Source organism: Amycolatopsis azurea DSM 43854 (assembly GCF_001995215.1).
In the GTDB taxonomy this organism is placed as follows: Bacteria; Actinomycetota; Actinomycetes; order Mycobacteriales; family Pseudonocardiaceae; genus Amycolatopsis; species Amycolatopsis azurea.
The window spans coordinates 400,322-419,625 of the sequence record NZ_MUXN01000011.1 but is presented as its reverse complement, the minus strand read 5'-3'; the positions used below and the strand labels follow the sequence as shown (position 1 = coordinate 419,625).

The window sequence follows — 19,304 nt, the reverse complement described above, 5'->3', positions numbered from 1 at the left end:
ACGGGCCCCTCGACATACCCACACCCACGTGAACCAAGTCCCGGACATCTATTTGAGCAGTAAGGCAAATATGGCGTGCCCGAGTCCACTGCCGAGCGGCCCCTCGCAGTCGGCTTCAAAGCTGAGCCCCGCGGCGCAGCCTGACACTGGCCCCACGAGAGCTGGATGCGCTCTCGACCATCCACAAGGGACAAAACTTTGAGTCAAAGTGCCCGATTTGGGCGCTTTGGGCGACTTTTCGGCAGGGTCGTGAGTGGCAAAGAGGGTTAGAACCCTCTTTGCCACTCACGACCCCACGCGAAAACGTACTTAAAGGCATTAATCGGACATGAATTCGTCCTTGATTGCCCCTTGTGGACAATCAAGGGGGTGGGCGCCTCAGGCTTGAACGTGCCATATTTGGCTTACCCCTCAATAATCGGTCTCACCACTCACGGTCAGCGGGTGTCGCCTTCGAAGTCGCCGAGATTCAGCCAGCCCACCCGATCGTCCCAGCTGTCCCAGAAGACCTGCTTCTCCGAAGTCCGGTAGCGGTGCCGGTATCCCATCAGCTCGCCGCAGTCGATGCTCTCCTCGACCAGGTCGGGGGTCCCGAAAACATCGAGGAACTCTTCACGGGATCGCAGATATCCGAAGTGGGCGAGGAGCCCGCGCTCGCCGCCGTACATCGCGAATCCGATGACCGTCCCCTCGATGATCTTGCAACTGAACTTGCCGGCGAAGTGCACGATGCCTTCGCCGCCGACAGCGTTGTCGACCACCGTTTCGAGTGAGAGGCGATCGCCATTCTCCCCGTAGTATTCGCTTTCCAAGTCGGTGCCACCACGCCAGCGGTGGACGATCGGCGAGAGCGTGACCTCGATGACGCGGTCACGGGCGACGGTGTCCGCGGCCTTCGAGCCGAAGCGGACACCGCCGAGGCTCAAGTCGTGCGGATCGACGTCCGGCCGGGTGAGGACGTCCAGATCGTCGAGTATCTCGATCACCCCGTGAAGGGTAGTGCTGGCGGCAAGGCGACCTCCACGAACCGCGGCCGGTAGATCCGCGCGTCCGCGATGTTGTCGGCGTGGTCGAGCGAGTTCACGTTGTACGACACCGTGAGCTTTCCCGGACGGCTCAGCCGCGGATGCGCGGTCGCGTCGTAGACGATCCGCCGGTCGCTCGCTTCCGGTGCCCGGTAAAGGATCCGCGGAGCACCGAACGGGCCGGTCGGCGAAGGAGCGGTGTAGGCGAGCATCACCGGGCTGAAGCCGGGGCTCGTGTCCATGGTGATCAGCACGTACTCGCCGCCGATCCGGGTCACCGAGAACGCCGTCCCGATCCCGGAGAGCATCCGGGCGGAGTCCTCCTCGTGGGACGACCAGCCGAAGCCGGTCCAGAACTGCCATGGCCCGCGAAGTCCGCCGACGGGCACCCTGGCCAGCCGCAGTTGGCCTTCCTCGGCACCGTAGACATACGTGTACCCGCCGTCTTCGAGCAGCTCCGATCCCCACGCAACCTTGGCGCTCACCGGGATCACCAGCAGCTCGGACGGCGTCAGCGCGGGCAGCCGGAAGGTGGCCAGCGAGGTCCCAGTGCTCTGGAAATCGAGTCCGCCGGACCCCGTCGTCTTGTACCGGTTGTAGAGCACCCGCAGGACATCGCCCTCGACGACGCCGTCACCGACCCAGTAGTGCTCGCCCGAGCCGGGAAGCCCGATCAAGGGCCCCGGGTCGTCGGCGGTGCCGCCGTGCAACGTCTCCCCCAGTGTGCCGTCGGGCCGCTGGACGACCAGGGTGTTGCGGGCGATCGGGCTGTCCGGCGGACGGCTGCGGTCCGGGTTCACCCTGCCGAGGAACGTGTCCGAGAACAGCCACGCCGTCCGGCCGTCCGGCAGCGGGACCGACACCGTGCGATCCCCGCCGGTCCAGTGTCCGCCTTGATCGCCGTAGCCGTTCCAGAGTTCGTTCAGCCCGCCGACGGGGGCCACGGGCGGCGGCGCGGACGCGATGCCGCTGCTCGCCACCACGGCGCTGAACAGCAACGCGGCCACGACGAGAATCCGCGACGGCCGGCGCATCGGATCATGATAAGTCTTTGTACGAGCCTTGTGCGGCAGCTGGTTACGGTCCGCGGGATGTCCTGGAAACTGCTTTCCGTGAGTGTGCTCGCCGCTCTCGTGTGCACCGGATTCACGACGGCCGAAGCCGCTTCGAAGACCTATTACGTCGACCAGGCCGCCGGGAACGACACCGCGAGCGGCACCTCTCAGCAGACCCCGTGGAAGTCACTGGCGAAGGTCTCCTCGACCACGCTCGCGGCCGGTGACACCGTACTGCTGCGGCGCGGCGGCGCCTGGAGCGGCGGGCTCGCAGTCAAAGGCTCCGGCGTCACGATCGGCGCGTACGGCACCGGTGCCCGCCCGATCGTCAAGGGCAACGCCGAAGCGTGCGTCGACCTGCCCGGCGCCGACAACGTGGTGCGAGACCTCCAGATCGGTGTCGCGGCCGACGCCGGGCGCTGTTCGTGGGCCGGGGTGAAGGTGTCCGGTGACCGGAACAAGGTGCTGTCGAACCTGATCACCGGCGCCGGCGCGGGTGTATACATCGCGCCGTCGGCCGACCACACCGAGGTCACGCAGAACGACCTCGTCGACAACAACCACATGACCGTCGTGACCCCGGGCGGCAACGACGACTCCGGCGCGTTCGCCGTCCTGGTCCAGGGCAACGACTCCGACATCGGCTGGAACCGGATCAGCGGCTCGATCGCGAAGGCCGACGACTTCGGCGGCCTCGACGGCGCCGCGGTCGAGATCTTCTACGGCTCCCGCAACGTCATCCACCACAACATCTCCGAGGACAACGAGACCTTTACCGAACTCGGCACGGACGCGAAGGATCCCGACGGCGTCTCGACCGGCAACGTCTTCGAGTACAACGCGGTCTTCGGCGCCAAGACGCGCGGCGGGATCATCACGCGCGGTGCCGAGGACGGCAACGGGCCGGTGCTCGGCACGGTGTTCCGCAACAACTCGCTCCGGCTCCCGAACGCCGAGTCGGAGGGGTTCGTCTGCTACGGCGGCTGCACGAACCAGATGCTGACGATGACGCAGAACGTCGTCCAGGCCGCGTACAAGGTCGGCTACGCGGACCCGACCTTCACCGCGACCGATCACAACGTCTACTTCGGCGGGCTTCGTCAGTTCACCGCGGGCGCGACGGACAAGGTCGCGGATCCGAAGTTCACCTCGGCCACGAACCTGATCCTGCGGGCGGGCAGCCCGGCGATCGACCTCGGCACCACGAAGTACGACGACCGCGACGTCGACGGCAACCCGGTCTTCGCGGGCGCGCGGGTCGACGCGGGCGCCTACGAGTTCCAGGGCTAGAACGCCGTGAAGGCCCCCTTCACTGCGTCTAGCGCAATGAAGGGGGCCTTCACCGAGCGGAAAGCGTCAGTAGTTGTAGATGCGCTGCATGGCGCCGGTCGACAGCAAACCGTTGGCCCACAGCGAGTTCACCCGCGAGACTTCCTGGGCGTTCGGCTTCGCGTTGGTGCAGGACGGGCCGGGGCCGCCACCGGACATCAGTTCGGAGCACGGGCCCTGGTAGTTGTCCGGCAGGCCGAGCGCGTGGCCGGTCTCGTGCGCGGCGATCCGCGTCTGGTCGTACTGCTGCGCCTGCGAGTAGTCGATGAAGATGGTGCCGCTGCCGTGGCCGTCGGTCTGGGCGTACGAACCCCGGGGGTCGTTGCCCTCGGTGTAGCGCAGGGTGGCGCCCGAGGAGCTCTCCTGCAGCTTGACGTTGGACACCGAGTTGTTCCAGTTCGCCGCACCCGCCTGGATGGCGGCACGGAAGCTGGGCGCTCCCGAGGCGTCGTAGTAGACCGTGGTCACCGCGGCGGTCGACTGGGCGGGCTCGACCGCGGCGGCCTGGCCCGCGGTCACCGGGACGGCGAGCAGCGCCAAGCTCACGGACGCGGAGACGAAGAACTTCCTTGCCATGGACCCACTCCTTGTGAGGACAACGGAATGGTTCGTGAATTTAGGAGCCTCCGCCGCTGCTGGGCACCAACTTTCGTCGCGTCAGCCAGCTGGTGATTTACCAACACTTTCGACCTATTGACATGCACAGGTTCGCATACGACGATGTTCGGTTCGCCTCGTCAGGGCCGGAGCACGAGCTTGCCCGAAGTCGCCCGCGCCTCCAGTTCCGCGAGCGCTTTCGGCCCGTCCGCGAGGTCGTACACCGTCGGGGTTCCCGGAGCGCAGACACCGGTGGCGACGAGTTCGCGCAGTTCGTCCATCAGCTCCGCGAAGATCGACGGCGCGTGCTCGATCAGGACGCCGAGATGCAGGCCGATCAAGTGGATCTGGTGCCGGAAGTTCAAGTCCCGGTTGGTGATCGCGACCTCTCCCCCGGCGACGCCGTAGACCACGACGCGTCCGGTGACCCGCTTGGCGGCGGCGAGGCTCGCGCCGAACGTCGTCCCGCCGACCGATTCGAGCACCAGGTCCACCTCCCCCGCCTCCGCGCCGTAGCCGAGGACACGATCAGCACCCAGCGCCCGCACCAGGTCGTGCTTGCCCGGCGAGGCGGTGCCGATGACGGTGGCCCCGTAGTGCTTGGCCAGCCGGACCGCGGCCTGGCCGACCCCACCGGCCGCCGCCTGCACCAGCACGGTCTCACCGGCCGCCAACCGCCCCAGCGGTTTGAGCGCGGCGAGCGCGGTGACCCAGTTCAGGATCAGCCCGATCGCCTGATCGTCCGACCAGCCCTCCGGCACGGGGACCGCGCCGGCCGCGGGCATGACCATGTACTCGGCGAAGGCCCCGCCGCCGGTCCCGACGGCGTGATCGCCGACGGCGGGCGCGATCACGCCGTCCCCCACGGCCACGACCTCACCCGCCGCCTCGAATCCGGCGACGTAGGGCGCTTGCGGACCGCCCTCGTACGTTCCCCGCGTCTGCATGACGTCGGCGAAGTTGACACCGGCGGCCGTGACCTTCACCAGGATTTCGCCCGGTCCCGGCGCCGGAACGGGCGCGTCGGTGATCAGGTGGAGATCTTCAGGACCGTTCGCGGAGTCCTGTCGCAGTGCGCGCATCGAAGTCATGCTCGCACGCTAAAACCCTCACGTTTGTGTGAGAGTCAAGTCGCGGAGGTACGCGTCGAGGGCGTCGCGATTGCGGGTCATGAGCGCGATCCGGCGATCGAGCACTTCCCGCTGCCGCGCGACCTCGTCGATCATGTACTCGCACGGCACTTTCGGCCGGACGTCGCCGGGCCCGTCGAGGTACGGGAGGACTTCGCGGATCAGCCTCGTCGGCAGTCCCGCGTCGAGCATCCCGCGGATCTGGAGGACGGCCTCGACCGAGCCGTCGCAGAAGTCGCGGTAGCCGTTGTCTTCCCGGCCAGGGCTGAGCAAGCCCTCTTCCTCGTAGTAGCGCAGCGCACGGACGCTGACCCCAGTCCTCCGCGCGAGTTCGCCGATCTTCACCCCTACCACGGTAGTCACCGCGACGCGGTATAGGTCGTTATACGGTCTTGGGTTTGTACCAGACCTCGGGACGGCCGACCTGGCCGTAGCGGGGCTCGCGCTGGGCGAGGCCGTTGTCGGCGAGGTATTCGAGGTAGCGGCGCGCGGTGACGCGGGAGGCGCCGATCGCGGTCGCCGCCGCTCCGGCGGACAGGCCGTCCGCGGCCGACGCGAGGACGTCGGTGATCGCTTCCAGGGTCTGCCCGCTCATCCCCTTCGGCAGCGCCTGCCGCTCGGTGGTGCGCAGCGTGCCGAGCGCGCGGTCGATCTCGGCCTGCCCCGAGACCTCGCCGGAAGCGCCGTGGAATTCGGCGTAGCGCTCCAATTTCTCCCGCAGGGAAGCGAAAGTGAACGGTTTCAGCAAGTACTGCACCACGCCGACCGACACGGCCGCCTTGACCAGCGCCAGGTCACGCGCCGACGTCACCGCGATGACGTCGATCGGGAGACCGGCCGCGCGCAGCGACCGGCAGACCGCGAGCCCGTGCGTGTCGGGCAGGTAGAAGTCCAGCAGCACCAGGTCGACCGGTTCGCGTTCGCAGAAGCGCAACGCGTCGGCGCCGGAATGGACGACGCCGGACACGGTGAAGCCCGGCATTCGCTCGACGTACACCCGATGCGCGTCGGCGGCGACCGGTTCGTCCTCGACGACCAGCACCTTGATCATCGTGTCGGCTCCTTCGGCGACTTGAGCGGCAAGCGCACAGTGAACACCGCGCCCTCGTCGCGGCCGACGTCGATCGTCCCACTGTGCCGCCGCACCGCCTGCCCCACCAACGCCAGCCCGAGCCCGTGCCCGTCCTCCGGTTTGGTGGTCCAGCCGCGCCGGAAGACGTCCTCGACGTCGTCCACGCCGGGTCCGGTGTCGGCGACCCGCAGCAGCAACTCCTCGGCGCCGGACCGCACGGTGACCTCGACCCCGGGGCGCTCACCGTTGCCGGCGTTCCCCGCGGCCGCGTCGATCCCGTTGTCGATCAGGTTGCCGAGGATGGTCACCAGGTCTCGCGGGGGGACGCCGGTGTCCGAGTCCTCCATGACGGTGTCGGGCGTGATCGTGAACTCGACGCCGCGTTCGCTCGCCTCCGCCGCCTTGCCCAGCAGCAACGCCGCCAGCACCGGTTCGGCGACCGCGCCGACCACGCGATCGGTGAGTTCCTGAGCCAGCGCGAGCTCCTCGGTCGCGAACTCGACGGCCTGTTCGGGACGGCCGATCTCGACCAGCGAAACGACGGTGTGGAGCCGGTTCGCCGCCTCGTGCGCCTGCGACCGCAGCGCCTCGGCCAGTCCGCGCACCGTGGTCAGTTCCCCGGTCAGCGCCTGGAGTTCCGTGTGGTCGCGCAGGATCACGACGGTGCCCATCGCCTCCCCACGCGAGCGCACCGGCGCCGTACTCACGACGAGGACCCTGGCTTCGGTGAGGTGGAGTTCGTCGGTGCGCTCCTCCCCCGAGGTGAACGCCTCGACGAGATCCTCGGGAATGTCCAATGCGGACAGTTCCCGGCCGACCGGATCATCGGCGACGCCCAGCAGCGCGCGGGCGCCGTCATTGCACAGCACCACCCGGCCGTCGCCGCCGACGAGCAGCAGCCCTTCGCGAACGGAGTGCAGGACGGCTTCGTGGTACTCGAACAGGTTGCTCAGTTCCTCGGGCGCGATCCCCCTGGTCTGCCGCCGGAGCCGGGCGCTGACCAGATAACTGCCGATCCCACCGACCACCAGCACCGCCACCGCGACCCCGATCAACGGCCACAGGCGTTCGCGCAGTTCGGCGTCGATGGCTTCGACCGTGATACCGACCGACACCAGCGCGACGACCTGTCCCGCGGCGCCGCGCACCGGGACCACGACGCGTTCGGACGGGCCGAGCGAACCGGCATAGGTCTCGACGACCTTGCCGCCGCGCTGCGCCTCGCCGATGTTGCCGATGAACGGCTGCCCGATCAGCTCCGGATTCGGGTGGGTGTAGCGGATCCCGTTCTTGTCCATGATGGTCACGAAATCCACTTCCGTGTCCGCGCGGACACTCTGCGCAAACGGCTGGAGTGTCCGGGTGGGATCCGATGTGGACAGTGCGGCGATCACGCCGGGCGCGTCCGCGACCGCTTCGGCGACCGCGGTCACCTTGTCGCGCGCGCGGTCTTCGGTGGCCCGCACGGAATCGAGATAGGCGAAGGTCACCCCCGCCGCGACGAGCACGAAAAGCACGACGAGCTGGAGAATCAGCAGCTGGCGGGCGAGACTGCCACGCCTGGTCCGGATCCGCGTCGTCGAGGGCACCCGCCCATACCAGCACACCGGTACCGGGGCCGCTCAGCGCGCCCGGCCGGAATTCCCCGGAAACCACTCGCACGAACTCAATGAACACAACCGTGACCCAGCTCACCTGCCCGGGTGATAGTGACCGGCAATCCCACGGACACCCCCCTGAGCTGGAGGCAAAGGTGCCTACAACGCCGGAAGCGGCGCCCCGACGCCGCGACAAGATGCACTACCTGTACCTGGCCGTGATCGCGGCGGTCTTCCTCGGCGTCGTCGTCGGGTTCGCCGCGCCGGGTCTGGCCAAGGAGCTCAAGCCGCTCGGCACGGGCTTCGTCAACCTGATCAAGATGATGATCTCCCCCATCATCTTCTGCACCATCGTGCTCGGCATCGGATCGGTGGCGAAGGCCGCGAAGGTCGGCAAGGTCGGGCTGCTGTCGCTCGGCTACTTCCTGATGATGTCGACCTTCGCGCTCGCGATCGGTCTCGTCGTGGGCAACCTCCTGCACCCGGGTGAGGGCCTGCACCTCGACCCGGCCGCCGCCGCGAAGGCGCACTCGCAGGCCGAGGGCGGCGAGGGCACCGTCGACTTCCTGCTCGGCATCATCCCGACCAGCTTCGGTTCCGCGTTCACCGAAGGCCAGGTCCTCCAGACGCTGCTGGTCGCGCTGCTCGCCGGATTCGCCGTGCAGAAGCTGGGCACCAAGGGCGAGCCGATCCGCCGCGGCATCGAGCACATCCAGCGGCTGGTGTTCCGGATCCTCGCCATGATCATGTGGGCCGCTCCGGTGGGCGCGTTCGGCGCGATCGCCGCGGTGGTCGGCGAAACCGGCTGGGGCGCGCTGCGCAGCCTCGCCGTCATCATGATCGGCTTCTACCTGACCTGCCTGGTGTTCGTGTTCGGCGTGCTCGGCACGGTCCTGTGGCTCGGCGCCCGGGTCAACATCTTCACGCTGCTCCGCTACCTCGGCCGCGAATTCCTGCTGATCCTTTCGACGTCGTCGTCCGAATCGGCCCTGCCGCGCCTGATCGCGAAGATGGAGCACCTCGGGGTCTCCAAGCCCGTCGTCGGCATCACCGTGCCCACCGGGTACTCGTTCAACCTCGACGGCACGGCCATCTACCTGACGATGGCGACCCTGTTCATCGCCAGCGCGCAGGACCAGCCGCTGGGCGTCGGCGAGCAGATCTCCTTGCTGCTGTTCATGATCATCGCGTCGAAGGGCGCGGCGGGCGTGAGCGGCGCCGGGATCGCCACCCTCGCCGGCGGGCTCCAGTCGCACCGGCCGGAACTGGTCGACGGCGTCGGCTTCATCCTCGGCATCGACCGGTTCATGTCCGAGGCCCGCGCGCTGACGAACTTCGCGGGCAACGCCGTCGCGACCGTCCTGGTCGGCACGTGGACCAAGGAGTTCGACCGCGACCAGGCCAACCGGGTCTTCAGCGGTCAGGCCCCGTTCGACGAAGCCACCCTGATCGACGATCACGCCTCGGATCCCCACGAGGACCGTGACGGCGAACGAGAGAAAGCCGTGGCGAACGCGTAACGCCCGGCAAGAGTGAAACCGCGGTGCGAGGGTCCCCCGTCCTCGCACCGCGGTTCTTCTTTTCCGGCACACTGTGCGGCATGCCGGACGCCATCGACCGCTACGTTATCGGGCGGTATTCGAAGCTGTTGCACGGCAATTTCGCCGGGATGATGAGCGACGCCGAGCGCGAGCCGTTCCTGCGCGACCTCGCCGAGGACGCACGGACGATCACCGACGACGAACTCGGCGAACTGCTGGCGGCGGACTGGCGGCCGCGGATCACCGCGGCCTGGCTGATCGGCACCGACCGCCGCACCGCTTGGCGCGGGCGCATCCGGGAGCTGTTCCTGGAAAGCGGGTTGGTCTTCGCCGGTCAGGGTTACTGCTTCGCCCTGGCCCGGTTCGGCACCCTCGCCGACGCCGAGATCCTCGTGTCCTATCTGGACCAGTACCTCGCGCGGCCGGATCTGCGCTACGACCAGGAATGGGCGCTCGCGGCCCTGCATCACGTCGACGCCGACCTCAGGACGGCCTACATGTCACGTTATCTGCGGCCGGGCGGCCTCTGGGAAAGCTGGTCCGCGAAGAACAGCACGGACCTGCCGTTCCACAAGATGTACTTCGCCATGCTGTGCTCGCACGTCCAGCGGGCGGTGCACGCGGACGGCGTCAGGCACTGACCTTCTCGTCGTAGACGACACGGGACGCGGCGATCCCTTCGCGGTGGCGTTCCGCCCAGCTCAGCAAGCCGCTCAGCGACGCGTACAGCTCCTTCGCCATCGCCGTGGCCTCGTACTCCACCTTCGGCGGCACCGTCGGGTACACGGTGCGCACGAGCAGGCCGTCGCGTTCGAGGTTCCGCAGCGTCAGCGTGAGCATCCGCCTGCTGATCCCCTCCACCGACCGCTCCAGCTCGGTGAACCGCACCGGACCGCGCGTGGCCTCCAGCAGGATGCCGATCGCCCACTTGCCGCTGATCCGGTTGATCACCTCGAGCACGGTGCACACCTCGAGTTTCTCCGGGTCCACCACCCTGGCCTGCGCGGTCACATCGTTGTTCCCCTGGGACATGAAAGTGCCTCCTTCCGGCAGGGAACAGAGTCACACAAGATGGGCGCTGTTACAAGTGATGCACCAAGGCATCACCTGGGGAAATTCACAGAATAGGATCCGCCATGCCTCAGCGCGCCCTGGCTCTGGCCGTGCTCTGCGCCGTCTCGCTGATGGTCGTCCTCGACGGCTCGATCGTCGCCGTCGCACTGCCGTCCATCCAGAACGACCTCGGCTTCACGCCGTCGAGCCTGGCCTGGGTGGTGAACGCCTACCTGATCACGTTCGGCGGGCTGCTCCTGGTGTCCGGCAGGCTGGGCGACCTGATCGGCCGGAAACGGGTCTTCCTGGCCGGGCTCGGCGTGTTCACTCTCGCCTCGCTGCTCTGCGGGATCGCGCAGGACCAGGCGCAGCTCATCGTGTTCCGTTTCCTTCAGGGCGCGGGCGGCGCGCTCGCTTCGGCCGTCGTGCTCGGCATGATCACCGCGCTCTACCCGGAACCGCGGGCACGGGCGAAGGCCATCGGCGTCTACAGCTTCACCCAGGCCGCGGGCTCGTCGATCGGGCTCATCGCGGGCGGCACCCTGACCCAGCTGCTCGACTGGCACTGGACGTTCTTCGTCAACCTGCCGATCGGCGCGGTCGCGCTGGTGCTGGCGGTCCGGTTGCTCGAAGCCGACCGCGGGACCGGATCGCGCGGCGAACCGTTGCTGCCGTCGAGGATCTTCCGCCTCCGCTCGGTGGCCGGCGCGAACACCGTGATGGTGCTGATGGTCGCCGGGCTGTTCGGCTTCCAGTTCATCACCGCGCTCTTCCTGCAACGGGTGCTCCGGCTCGACGCGCTGGGCACCGGCTTCGCCTTCCTGCCTGCCCCGGTCTCGATCGCGGTGATGTCACTGGTCTTCGCCGAACGGCTGAACCACCGCTTCGGGGCGCGAACGGTACTCGTCACCGGGCTGTCGCTGGTCGCGCTGGCGCTCGCCTTCCTCGCCACGGTCGAGGCCGACGGGAACTACGCGGCGGACGTCCTGCCCGCGCTCGTCCTGATGGGCGCCGGGTTCGGCGCGGCGATGCCCGCGCTGATGGGACAGGCGATGTCCGGCGTCGCCCCCGCCGACGCCGGGGTCGCTTCGGGCCTGATCAACACCACGCAGCAGATCGGCGCGGCGATCGGGACCGCGCTGCTCGCGACCGCGGCCGCGTCCCGCACCGAATCGCTGCTGGTCGAAGGCGCCGCGATGCCCGAAGCGCTCACTGGCGGCTATCGGACCGCGTACGCGTTGAGCGCCGGGCTACTCGCTCTCGCCGCCTTCGTCGCGGCCGTCCTCCTGCGCGAACGGAAGACTCAGGAGGTGATCGTCGCGTAGGCCCACTCGGAGACTTCGCCGCCGAGGCGCACCTCGGCGGCGCCTCCGGGTTTCCAGACCCCGCTGCCGCCGAACGCGGCCATCCCGCCGGTCTCGCCGGAGTACTGGGCGAGCACGACCCACATCCCGCGCCCGGCCGCGACTCCGACCTGGTCGAGCAGCCGTTGTTCCTGCCCCTCGCTGAAGAGCGCACTGACGACGTAGACGTCGGCGCCAGCCTCGGCCAGCTCCCGCGAGTGGTCCGGGTTCGCGGCGTCGAGGCAGATCGCGAGGCCGAGCCGTCTGCCGCCGACTTCGACGACCACCTGCCGCCCGCCCGGCTCGAACAGCTCGTCCTCACTGTCGTGGAGATTTCGTTTCGCATAGGTGGCAACGGTTTCCCCGTCGGGACCGAGTACGAGCGTGCCGATGTGACGCCGGCCGTCCTCCACCAGGGGAAGCCCGATGACGGCGTGGACACCACTCGCCCGGCAGGCCGCCCGGAGCGGTCCGAGGCGCGCGTCGTCCACGGTCAGCCAGAGGCCAGGGTCGGCGGCGAGCGCCTCGAACTCCAAGCCGGTCAGGGAAAGTTCGGGGAAGACGCAGAGATCGGCCTCCGCGATCCGGAGGAGCCTCTCGTGCTCGGCGATGTTCGCCGCCAGGTCCGCGGGGACGGTGAACGGCTGCACGACAGCGACACGCATGACCGGAGCCTAGGCCAGATATCCCCGCAAGCCGTGTTGTCCCCGTCTCATCATGAGCGCGTGGTTGATCCGGAAGACCGGCCTGGCGATGCGGTCGAGGTTGCGCAGCAACGGTTTCCGCGCCTCGACCTCCTGGGTGATCTCCAGCAGCGTGCCGCCGCCCACCGAGGTCAGGACGCCCGCCAGCATCCCTTCGAGGTCGCCGCTGAGCAGGACCCGCACCCGGCCCTCGCGCTCGTCCTGCCGGTCGCGGTGCATCCGCACGGTCAGCGCGTATGGCAGCCTGGACCGGCAGACGAGTTCGGCGGTGTCCTCGTCGACCTGGCTGACCGAACGCACATCGCGCCACCACAGCGGATACGCGGCGAGGTCGACGACGGCGTCGAAGACAGCCTTGGGCGAAGCGGGAAGCACCCACGTGTCGCGGAAGCGGTACCAACCGCCTCCGCGACCCGTGAGCGCGCCCGTCATGCCTGCGCCGACACCAGGTTCCGGCCGTCCATGGTCACGACGTCGACCGAGGCCACGTCGTTGGGAGCGACCAAAGCGGAACCGTCGATCCCGGTGCCTTCCTTCTCACCCTTCGCCGAGACCAGCCAGCTGCCCGCGTTGACGCGTTCACCGCTCTTGGTCACCACGACGAGCTGGCACTTCTCGCCCTCACGGACACCTTCAGCCTTCGCGTGGAGCCGGACCCAGCCCGCCGCCGGGACGACCCGGACCGCCAGCTGCGCGCCGGTGTCCCGGTTGGTGGCCGCGAGATCGCGGGTGCCGGGGACCGGGGCGGTCGCCGTCGGCACCGGCAAGGCCACCGTCGACGGTTCGGGCGACGTCTGCCGTCCGACCAGCACCCCCGCGCCCAGCGCCACGACCACCAGCACGGCCGCACCGGCCAAGGCCAGGGCTCGCCGCGGTTTGCGCTCCTGGCTTCCTTCTTCTTCACGAACCTGACGCAGCGTGCGCTGCAGGAGCAGGTCGCCTCCGTCAGGAGGTCCTTCGAGGAACGCCTCCGGCGGAACCTCGTCGAGGTGGTACCGCAGTTCCGAGAGCTCGCGCACCTCACGACGGCACGCGGGGCAGCTCGCCAGATGTGTCTCGAACGTGGCCGCTTCCGCCGGGGTGAGCCCGCCGAGGACGTAGGCGGCGAGCTGGCCCTGGTCGTGTCCCACCGCACTCATCGCGCTACCTCCTTCCCGGTTCCCGACATCACGGCTCTGAGCGCCCGTAACGCGTAATAAGATCTCGACTTAACGGTACCCGGGGCCACTCCCAGGGATCGCGCCGCTTCGGCCACCGTCCGGCCCCGGTAGTAGATCTCCACCAGGACGTCACGATGTTCCGGGGAGAGGCCGTCCATCGCCCCGAGCACGGCCATGGAATCCACGACGCTCTGCGCGTGGTCCCGCTCCACCGCCGGGGTCGGCGCGCCTTCCTCGGGCTCCGGCACTTCCGGCGGCCGCGCCGCCCTGGCCCGCGCACGGTCGGTGATGATGTTCCGGGCGACCGTGAGCAGCCAGCCCCGCACCGATCCCTTCGCGTCGTTCTCCAGGTCCTCGGCATGTTTCCACGCCCGGACCAAGGTTTCCTGCACGACGTCCTCCGCGGCCGCGCGGTCCCCGGTCAGCCTCGTCGCGTACGCCAGCAGGCTTCGCCCGTGTTCGGCGTACAAGTGCCGGACCAAGTCCTCGCCTTTGGCCTTTTTGGGCCGCCAGCCTCCGATCGCCACTCGTGTCCTCCCGACGGTCTTCTGGGTCGGCGAGGACAGTACTGCAACCCGCAGGGGCAGAGTGGATCGTTCGGCGCCCGCCGCGATCGAACTGTGCATCGGCACCGGCCTCTCCTCGGTTCTCCATGGCCGCCTCCTCTTGCCTCCCACACGGACGGCGCGGGGATCCGGTTCAGCCGGGTCTTGTCGATCACCGGACGCGCTCGTATGCTGGCGCCTCCGGATCCCGCCGCCGCCTGATTCCCGGGAGGGACGAGGCGTGCCAAGGAAACTCGCGGCCGTTCTGCTGGCGGTCGCCTTCGTGTCGGGATGCGGACAGGAGCCCGGTTTCACCGCGACGCTGACCGATCCGGTGAACGTCGACCTGAGCTGGCCGGACGACGATCCGAACGTCGCGGGCCGGATCGTCGAGTACACCACCGATCCGCATGGCGAATACACGATCCTGCGGTTCGTGCCGCCGCGGCAGACGACCTACCGGCATCCGGATCTGATGCCGGAAACGCGGTTCTACTACCGGATCCGGCCCTTCTACGGTGTCGTGTCGGACGCCGTCACGGTTTCCGGAGCCGGCACTCCGGCGGAGTCCGGGCCTGCCGTGTCGCTGCGGACGGGCGATCGCTCGGCCGCTCCGGCGGCGTTCCGGGCCGAGCCCGCGCCGGAGGCGATGGTGCGGTTCAGCTGGGCGGACCACTCCAGCGACGAGGACGGTTTCCTCGTGGAGATCAAGAAACCCGGCGCGGACGGGTTCGTGCCGATCGAGGTCGCGGATCCGGGGACGACGTCGGCCGGGCTCGCCACGATGCCGGGTGAGGAAGGCGCCTCGTACAGGCTGCGCGCCTTCTACTACGGGCCCGCTTCGCCGGTCCTGGACCTCGTGAGTGGTAAGTCGCGTTAGAACGCGACTTACCACTCACGAGGCCTCACGCGAGAACGGTCTTCAAGAACTCGCCGGTGTAACTCTCCGCCACCGAAGCGACGTGCTCCGGCGTGCCCTCCGCGATCACAGTGCCACCGCCCGAACCGCCTTCGGGGCCCATGTCGATGATCCAGTCGGAGGTCTTGATGACGTCGAGGTTGTGTTCGATGACGATCACCGTGTTGCCCTTGTCCACCAGGCCGTTGATCACGCCGATCAGCTTGCTGATGTCCTCGAAGTGCAGACCGGTGGTCGGCTCGTCGAGGATGTAGACCGTCTTGCCGGTGGACCGCTTCTGGAGTTCGCTGGCGAGCTTGACGCGCTGCGCCTCACCGCCCGACAGGGTCGGCGCGGGCTGCCCGAGCCGGACGTAGCCGAGGCCGACGTCGACGAGCGTGGCCAGGTGCCGGTGGATCGCCTTGATCGGCTCGAAGAACTCGGCCGCCTCCTCGATCGGCATGTTCAGCACGTCGGAGACGGTCTTGCCCTTGTAGTGCACCTCGAGGGTCTCGCGGTTGTACCGGTCGCCCTTGCAGACCTCGCACGGGACGTAGACGTCCGGCAGGAAGTTCATCTCGATCTTGATCGTGCCGTCACCGGCGCAGGCCTCGCACCGGCCGCCCTTGACGTTGAAGGAGAACCGGCCCTGCTGGTAGCCGCGCACCTTCGCCTCGGTGGTCGCGGCGAACAGCTTGCGCACGTGGTCCCAGACGCCGGTGTACGTCGCCGGGTTGGACCGCGGGGTGCGGCCGATCGGTGACTGGTCGACGCGGACCAGTTTGTCGACGTTCGTCAGACCGTTCACGCGGGTGTGACGGCCGGGCACCTGGCGGGCACCGTTCAGCTTGTTCGCCAGCACCGTCGCGAGGATGTCGTTGACCAGCGTGGACTTCCCGGAACCCGAGACACCGGTGATCGACACGAGGCAGCCGAGCGGGAACGACACGTCGAGGCCGCGCAGGTTGTGCTCGCGCGCGCCGACGACGGTCAGCTGACGCTTCTTGTCGATCGGGCGCCGGATCGCCGGGACCTCGATCTTGCTGCGGCCCGACAGGTACGCGCCGGTGATCGAATCCTTGTTCCGCAGGATCTTCTTGTACGGTCCACTGTGGACGATGTGGCCGCCGTGCTCACCGGCGCCGGGGCCGATGTCGACCACCCAGTCGCTGGAGCGGATGGTGTCCTCGTCGTGCTCGACGACGATCAGCGTGTTGCCGAGGTCGCGCAGCCGGACCAGCGTCTCGATCAGCCGGTGGTTGTCCCGCTGGTGCAGGCCGATCGACGGCTCGTCCAGCACGTACAGCACGCCGACCAGACCGGAACCGATCTGCGTGGCGAGCCGGATGCGCTGCGCCTCGCCGCCGGACAGCGTCCCGGAGGCGCGGTCGAGCGAGAGGTAGTTGAGGCCGACGTCGAGGAGGAAGCGCAGCCGCGCCTGGATCTCCTTGAGCACCGCGCCGGCGATGACCTGCTCGCGCTTGCCGAGCTCCAGCTCGTCGAGGAACTGCGACGCCTCCGCGATCGAGAGGGCGCAGACCTCGGCGATCGACCGGTCGCCCTGCGTCTTGTGCTCCAGGGTGACCGCGAGGATCTCGGGCTTGAGCCGGGTGCCCTGACAGGCCGGGCACGGCACCTCGCGCATGTAGCCCTCGTAGCGCTCGCGCATGTACTCGGACTCGGTCTGCTCCTGGCGCCGCTCGAGGAACGGGATGACGCCCTCGAAGCTCGCGTAGTACGACCGCTGGCGGCCGTAGCGGTTCTTGTAGCGGACGTGGACCTGCTCGTCGACGCCGTGCAGGACGGCCTTCTGGACCTTCGCCGGCAGCTTGCGCCACGGGGTGTCCATCCGGAAGCCGATGGTCTCCGAAAGCGATTCGAGGAGCCGGATGAAGTAGTCCGCGCTCTGGCCGCCCGCCCACGGCGCGATGGCGCCCTCGCCGAGGGACATCTCGTCGTCGGGGACCACGAGTTCCGGGTCGACCTCCTTGCGGACGCCGATGCCGGAGCATTCGGGGCAGGCGCCGTAGGGAGCGTTGAAGGAGAACGAGCGCGGCTCGAGGTCCTCGATCGCCAGCGGGTGGCCGTTGGGGCAGGCGAGGTTCTCGGAGAAGCCGCGCACGCGGTGCGGGTCGTTCTCCGGCAGGTCGACGAACTCCAGCTCGATCAGGCCGTCGGCCAGCCGCAGCGCGGTCTCGACCGAGTCGGTGAGCCGCTGCCGCGAACTCGTCTTCACCGAGAGCCTGTCGATGATGACGGCGATCTGGTGCTTTTCCTGCTTCTTCAGCTTCGGCGGGTCGGTGAGCGGGTGGATCGTCCCGTCGACCACGACGCGCGCGTACCCCTGCTGCTGCAGGTTCTCGAAGAGGTCGAGGTACTCCCCCTTGCGCCCGCGCACGACCGGCGCGAGCACCTGGAAGCGGGTGCCCTCCTCCATGGCGAGCACCTGGTCGACGATCTGCTGCGGGGTCTGCTTGCTGATCGCCTCGCCGCACTGCGGGCAGTGCGCCTTGCCGGCGCGGGCGTAGAGCAGGCGCAGGTAGTCGTAGACCTCGGTGATGGTGCCGACGGTCGAGCGCGGGTTGCGCGAGGTGGACTTCTGGTCGATCGACACCGCGGGCGACAGGCCCTCGATGAAGTCGACGTCCGGCTTGTCCATCTGGCCGAGGAACTGGCGCGCGTACGCCGACAGCGACTCGACGTAGCGGCGCTGCCCTTCGGCGAAGATGGTGTCGAAGGCGAGGCTCGACTTTCCGGACCCGGACAGACCGGTGAACACGATCAGGCTGTCGCGGGGCAGGTCGAGATCCACACCGCGGAGGTTGTGCTCGCGGGCGCCGCGAACAACGAGGCGATCAGCCACGCCAGGGTCCCTTCAGGTTTCATTCTCAGCTGCGGTCGCCGTCCCGGTCGAAAGCTGCACGGGCGGCCGCCTCCATGCTACGAGGGACCACCGACAGAAACTGGTTCCGAGTCTTTGACCTGCGGTTTTCCAGACTTCTCGCGTCGATCCCGGCGAGTGGTGAGCCACCGGTGGACCGGCCGCTCCACGCCCGCGGTGACCGCCCAGCCCCCGAGTACGGCGGCGGCCAGCACGATGGGGAGACGCAGCCAGCCGGGGACGCCGACGTTCAGCAGGGCACGGGCCAGGATGTACCCGAGTTCCTGGTGCACCAGATAAAGACCATACGAGATGCCCGCGAGCCAGGTGACAGCCGGGGCGATCCGGGACAGCCCGGGGAACCGCCAGTCCGGCCCGCGCGCGGCCAGGCACACCAGCAGCAGCATGATCGCGAACCCGATGAGCGAAGGCCAGCGCTCGGGATCGTTGGGCAGGACCTGGTGGAACGGGAAGACCTGCAAGTCCTGCGCGGCGCAGGCGGCGAGCACGAACAGCGCGACGTGCCAGTGCGCCAGCCGTCGTTTCGCCCACAGCCAGATCGCGATCCCGATGGCGAACACGTGCACGCGATGCAGGCCCAAGCCGTAGTAGAAGGTCTCGACGAGCTTCGGCGTGGAAACCGGGTCGAACACGACGAACCGGAGGAAGAGCGGGACCAGGATCAGCGCCCAGAGCAGCCCGACGGTGAGCCGGTGGGTGCGCCAGCGGCGGGGCCACAGCAGGGCCGCGGCGGTGAACGCGAGGAGCTGGACCGGCAGCGTCCAGTAGGCGCCGTCGAGGTAGTAGAAGAGCTCGTACCGCCAGCCCCATTCCTGGACCATGCCCAGGTTGGCGAGCAGATCGGCGCCGGTGGGGATGTACCAGGGCGACGGGTCGGTCGGCGGCCCCTGAGGGACGCCGAACAGGAATCCGGAGAGGCCGGGCGGGAACGGCAGGCCGCTGAACCGGATCGTCGCGTACCGGGCGACGACGTAGGTGACGGTGACCACCACCAGGTACGCGGGCACCAGCCGCGCGACCCGGTTCCACCACCACCGCCGAGGTTCACCCTTTCGAAGGCTCGCGCACACGAAGAAGGCGGAGATCACGAGAAGGATCGCCGCACCGAACTGAGCGGTGACCCGAAAGGGGTACCCCACCAGTTCTGGGTGCAGGAGGGCACCCTGGTGGGTGATGTGCCCGAGCATGACCGCGAAGACGGCCACAACGCGAAGGACGTCCCAGCTGATCTTGCGCGGGGCGCGCGGCGAGGCGTCGGGCACGGGCGTCCTGTTGGTTCGTCTGGCGGGGCGACGCGAGCCTACGGCCTGCTCCTGTGCGCCGCCTGTGCGGGTGGAACCGATTGCAGGCGA

Annotated in this window: 19 protein-coding genes; 5 read left to right on the top strand and 14 right to left on the bottom strand. The window is 68.6% G+C overall.

Annotated features, from left to right (window positions below):
• Positions 1–437 precede the first annotated feature (437 nt).
• A complete protein-coding gene (locus B0293_RS16590; protein ID WP_005159159.1) occupies positions 438–986 on the bottom strand; it encodes a hypothetical protein in 549 nt (182 codons plus the stop codon).
• The gene (locus B0293_RS16585) at positions 983–2,059 is read right to left on the bottom strand and encodes a DUF5005 domain-containing protein (protein ID WP_039918581.1); all 1,077 of its coding nucleotides are present in this window, start codon (positions 2,057–2,059) and stop codon (positions 983–985) included. Before B0293_RS16585 ends, B0293_RS16590 begins: the two co-directional genes overlap by 4 nt.
• 57 nt (positions 2,060–2,116) lie before the next feature.
• Here B0293_RS16585 and B0293_RS16580 point away from each other — a divergent pair, with 57 nt between their 5' ends.
• Positions 2,117–3,370: a choice-of-anchor Q domain-containing protein gene (locus tag B0293_RS16580; RefSeq protein WP_039918584.1), complete on the top strand. Its 1,254-nt coding sequence runs from the start codon at positions 2,117–2,119 to the stop codon at positions 3,368–3,370.
• Positions 3,371–3,436: 66 nt separating this feature from the next.
• Here the strand turns inward: B0293_RS16580 and B0293_RS16575 are convergent, their stop codons facing one another.
• From B0293_RS16575 to B0293_RS16555, 5 genes are all read right to left on the bottom strand, one after another.
• A complete protein-coding gene (locus tag B0293_RS16575; RefSeq protein ID WP_005159163.1) occupies positions 3,437–3,985 on the bottom strand; it encodes a snapalysin family zinc-dependent metalloprotease in 549 nt (182 codons plus the stop codon).
• Positions 3,986–4,146: 161 nt separating this feature from the next.
• Positions 4,147–5,097 (bottom strand): alcohol dehydrogenase catalytic domain-containing protein, encoded by a 951-nt coding sequence (locus B0293_RS16570; RefSeq protein WP_005159164.1) that lies wholly within the window; start codon positions 5,095–5,097, stop codon positions 4,147–4,149.
• Positions 5,098–5,115: 18 nt separating this feature from the next.
• On the bottom strand, positions 5,116–5,499 hold the full coding sequence (locus B0293_RS16565) for a MerR family transcriptional regulator (RefSeq protein WP_245191973.1): 384 nt from the start codon (positions 5,497–5,499) through the stop codon (positions 5,116–5,118).
• 19 nt (positions 5,500–5,518) lie between these two features.
• Positions 5,519–6,187: a response regulator gene (locus B0293_RS16560; protein WP_005159168.1), complete on the bottom strand. Its 669-nt coding sequence runs from the start codon at positions 6,185–6,187 to the stop codon at positions 5,519–5,521.
• Positions 6,184–7,797 (bottom strand): ATP-binding protein, encoded by a 1,614-nt coding sequence (locus B0293_RS16555; protein ID WP_005159171.1) that lies wholly within the window; start codon positions 7,795–7,797, stop codon positions 6,184–6,186. Before B0293_RS16555 ends, B0293_RS16560 begins: the two co-directional genes overlap by 4 nt.
• Before the next feature lie 206 nt (positions 7,798–8,003).
• Between B0293_RS16555 and B0293_RS16550 the strand changes: the two genes are divergently transcribed.
• Both B0293_RS16550 and B0293_RS16545 read left to right on the top strand, forming a co-directional pair.
• Positions 8,004–9,326, top strand: coding sequence for a C4-dicarboxylate transporter DctA (locus B0293_RS16550; protein WP_005159174.1), 1,323 nt, complete (start codon positions 8,004–8,006; stop codon positions 9,324–9,326).
• Between the two features lie 80 nt (positions 9,327–9,406).
• Complete coding sequence (locus B0293_RS16545; protein WP_005159175.1) at positions 9,407–9,988, top strand: DUF6000 family protein; 582 nt, start codon at positions 9,407–9,409, stop codon at positions 9,986–9,988.
• Here the strand turns inward: B0293_RS16545 and B0293_RS16540 are convergent.
• Positions 9,978–10,379, bottom strand: a complete 402-nt coding sequence (locus B0293_RS16540) for a winged helix-turn-helix transcriptional regulator (RefSeq protein ID WP_005159177.1) — start codon at positions 10,377–10,379, stop codon at positions 9,978–9,980. The genes B0293_RS16545 and B0293_RS16540 overlap by 11 nt on opposite strands.
• Positions 10,380–10,483: 104 nt before the next feature.
• On the opposite strand from B0293_RS16540, the gene B0293_RS16535 reads away from it, so the two are divergent.
• Positions 10,484–11,725, top strand: coding sequence for an MFS transporter (locus tag B0293_RS16535; protein ID WP_005159178.1), 1,242 nt, complete (start codon positions 10,484–10,486; stop codon positions 11,723–11,725).
• Here B0293_RS16535 and B0293_RS16530 read toward each other — a convergent pair.
• From B0293_RS16530 to B0293_RS16515, 4 genes are read right to left on the bottom strand one after another with little or no spacing between them, the layout of a single operon-like run.
• Entirely contained in the window at positions 11,704–12,408 is a 705-nt protein-coding gene (locus B0293_RS16530; RefSeq protein WP_245191974.1) for a carbon-nitrogen hydrolase family protein, read from the bottom strand. The two genes, B0293_RS16535 and B0293_RS16530, sit on opposite strands and share 22 nt — an antisense overlap.
• A 9-nt stretch (positions 12,409–12,417) precedes the next feature.
• Complete coding sequence (locus B0293_RS16525; RefSeq protein WP_005159181.1) at positions 12,418–12,879, bottom strand: SRPBCC family protein; 462 nt, start codon at positions 12,877–12,879, stop codon at positions 12,418–12,420.
• The gene (locus tag B0293_RS16520; protein WP_005159187.1) at positions 12,876–13,586 is read right to left on the bottom strand and encodes an anti-sigma factor family protein; all 711 of its coding nucleotides are present in this window, start codon (positions 13,584–13,586) and stop codon (positions 12,876–12,878) included. Before B0293_RS16520 ends, B0293_RS16525 begins: the two co-directional genes overlap by 4 nt.
• A complete protein-coding gene (locus B0293_RS16515) occupies positions 13,583–14,134 on the bottom strand; it encodes a sigma-70 family RNA polymerase sigma factor (RefSeq protein ID WP_005159188.1) in 552 nt (183 codons plus the stop codon). The genes B0293_RS16520 and B0293_RS16515 overlap by 4 nt, the downstream gene beginning before the upstream one ends.
• Before the next feature lie 259 nt (positions 14,135–14,393).
• Between B0293_RS16515 and B0293_RS16510 the strand changes: the two genes are divergently transcribed.
• Complete coding sequence (locus B0293_RS16510; protein WP_005159189.1) at positions 14,394–15,032, top strand: fibronectin type III domain-containing protein; 639 nt, start codon at positions 14,394–14,396, stop codon at positions 15,030–15,032.
• A gap of 25 nt (positions 15,033–15,057) precedes the next feature.
• Here B0293_RS16510 and uvrA read toward each other — a convergent pair whose 3' ends face one another.
• Together uvrA and B0293_RS16500 are read right to left on the bottom strand one after the other, a co-directional pair.
• Positions 15,058–17,913 carry an excinuclease ABC subunit UvrA gene (gene uvrA, locus B0293_RS16505; protein WP_005159190.1) on the bottom strand — a complete coding sequence of 952 codons (2,856 nt, stop codon included), beginning with the start codon at positions 17,911–17,913 and terminating at the stop codon, positions 15,058–15,060.
• Between the two features lie 77 nt (positions 17,914–17,990).
• Positions 17,991–19,214: an acyltransferase family protein gene (locus B0293_RS16500; protein ID WP_005159191.1), complete on the bottom strand. Its 1,224-nt coding sequence runs from the start codon at positions 19,212–19,214 to the stop codon at positions 17,991–17,993.
• Positions 19,215–19,304 lie beyond the last annotated feature (90 nt).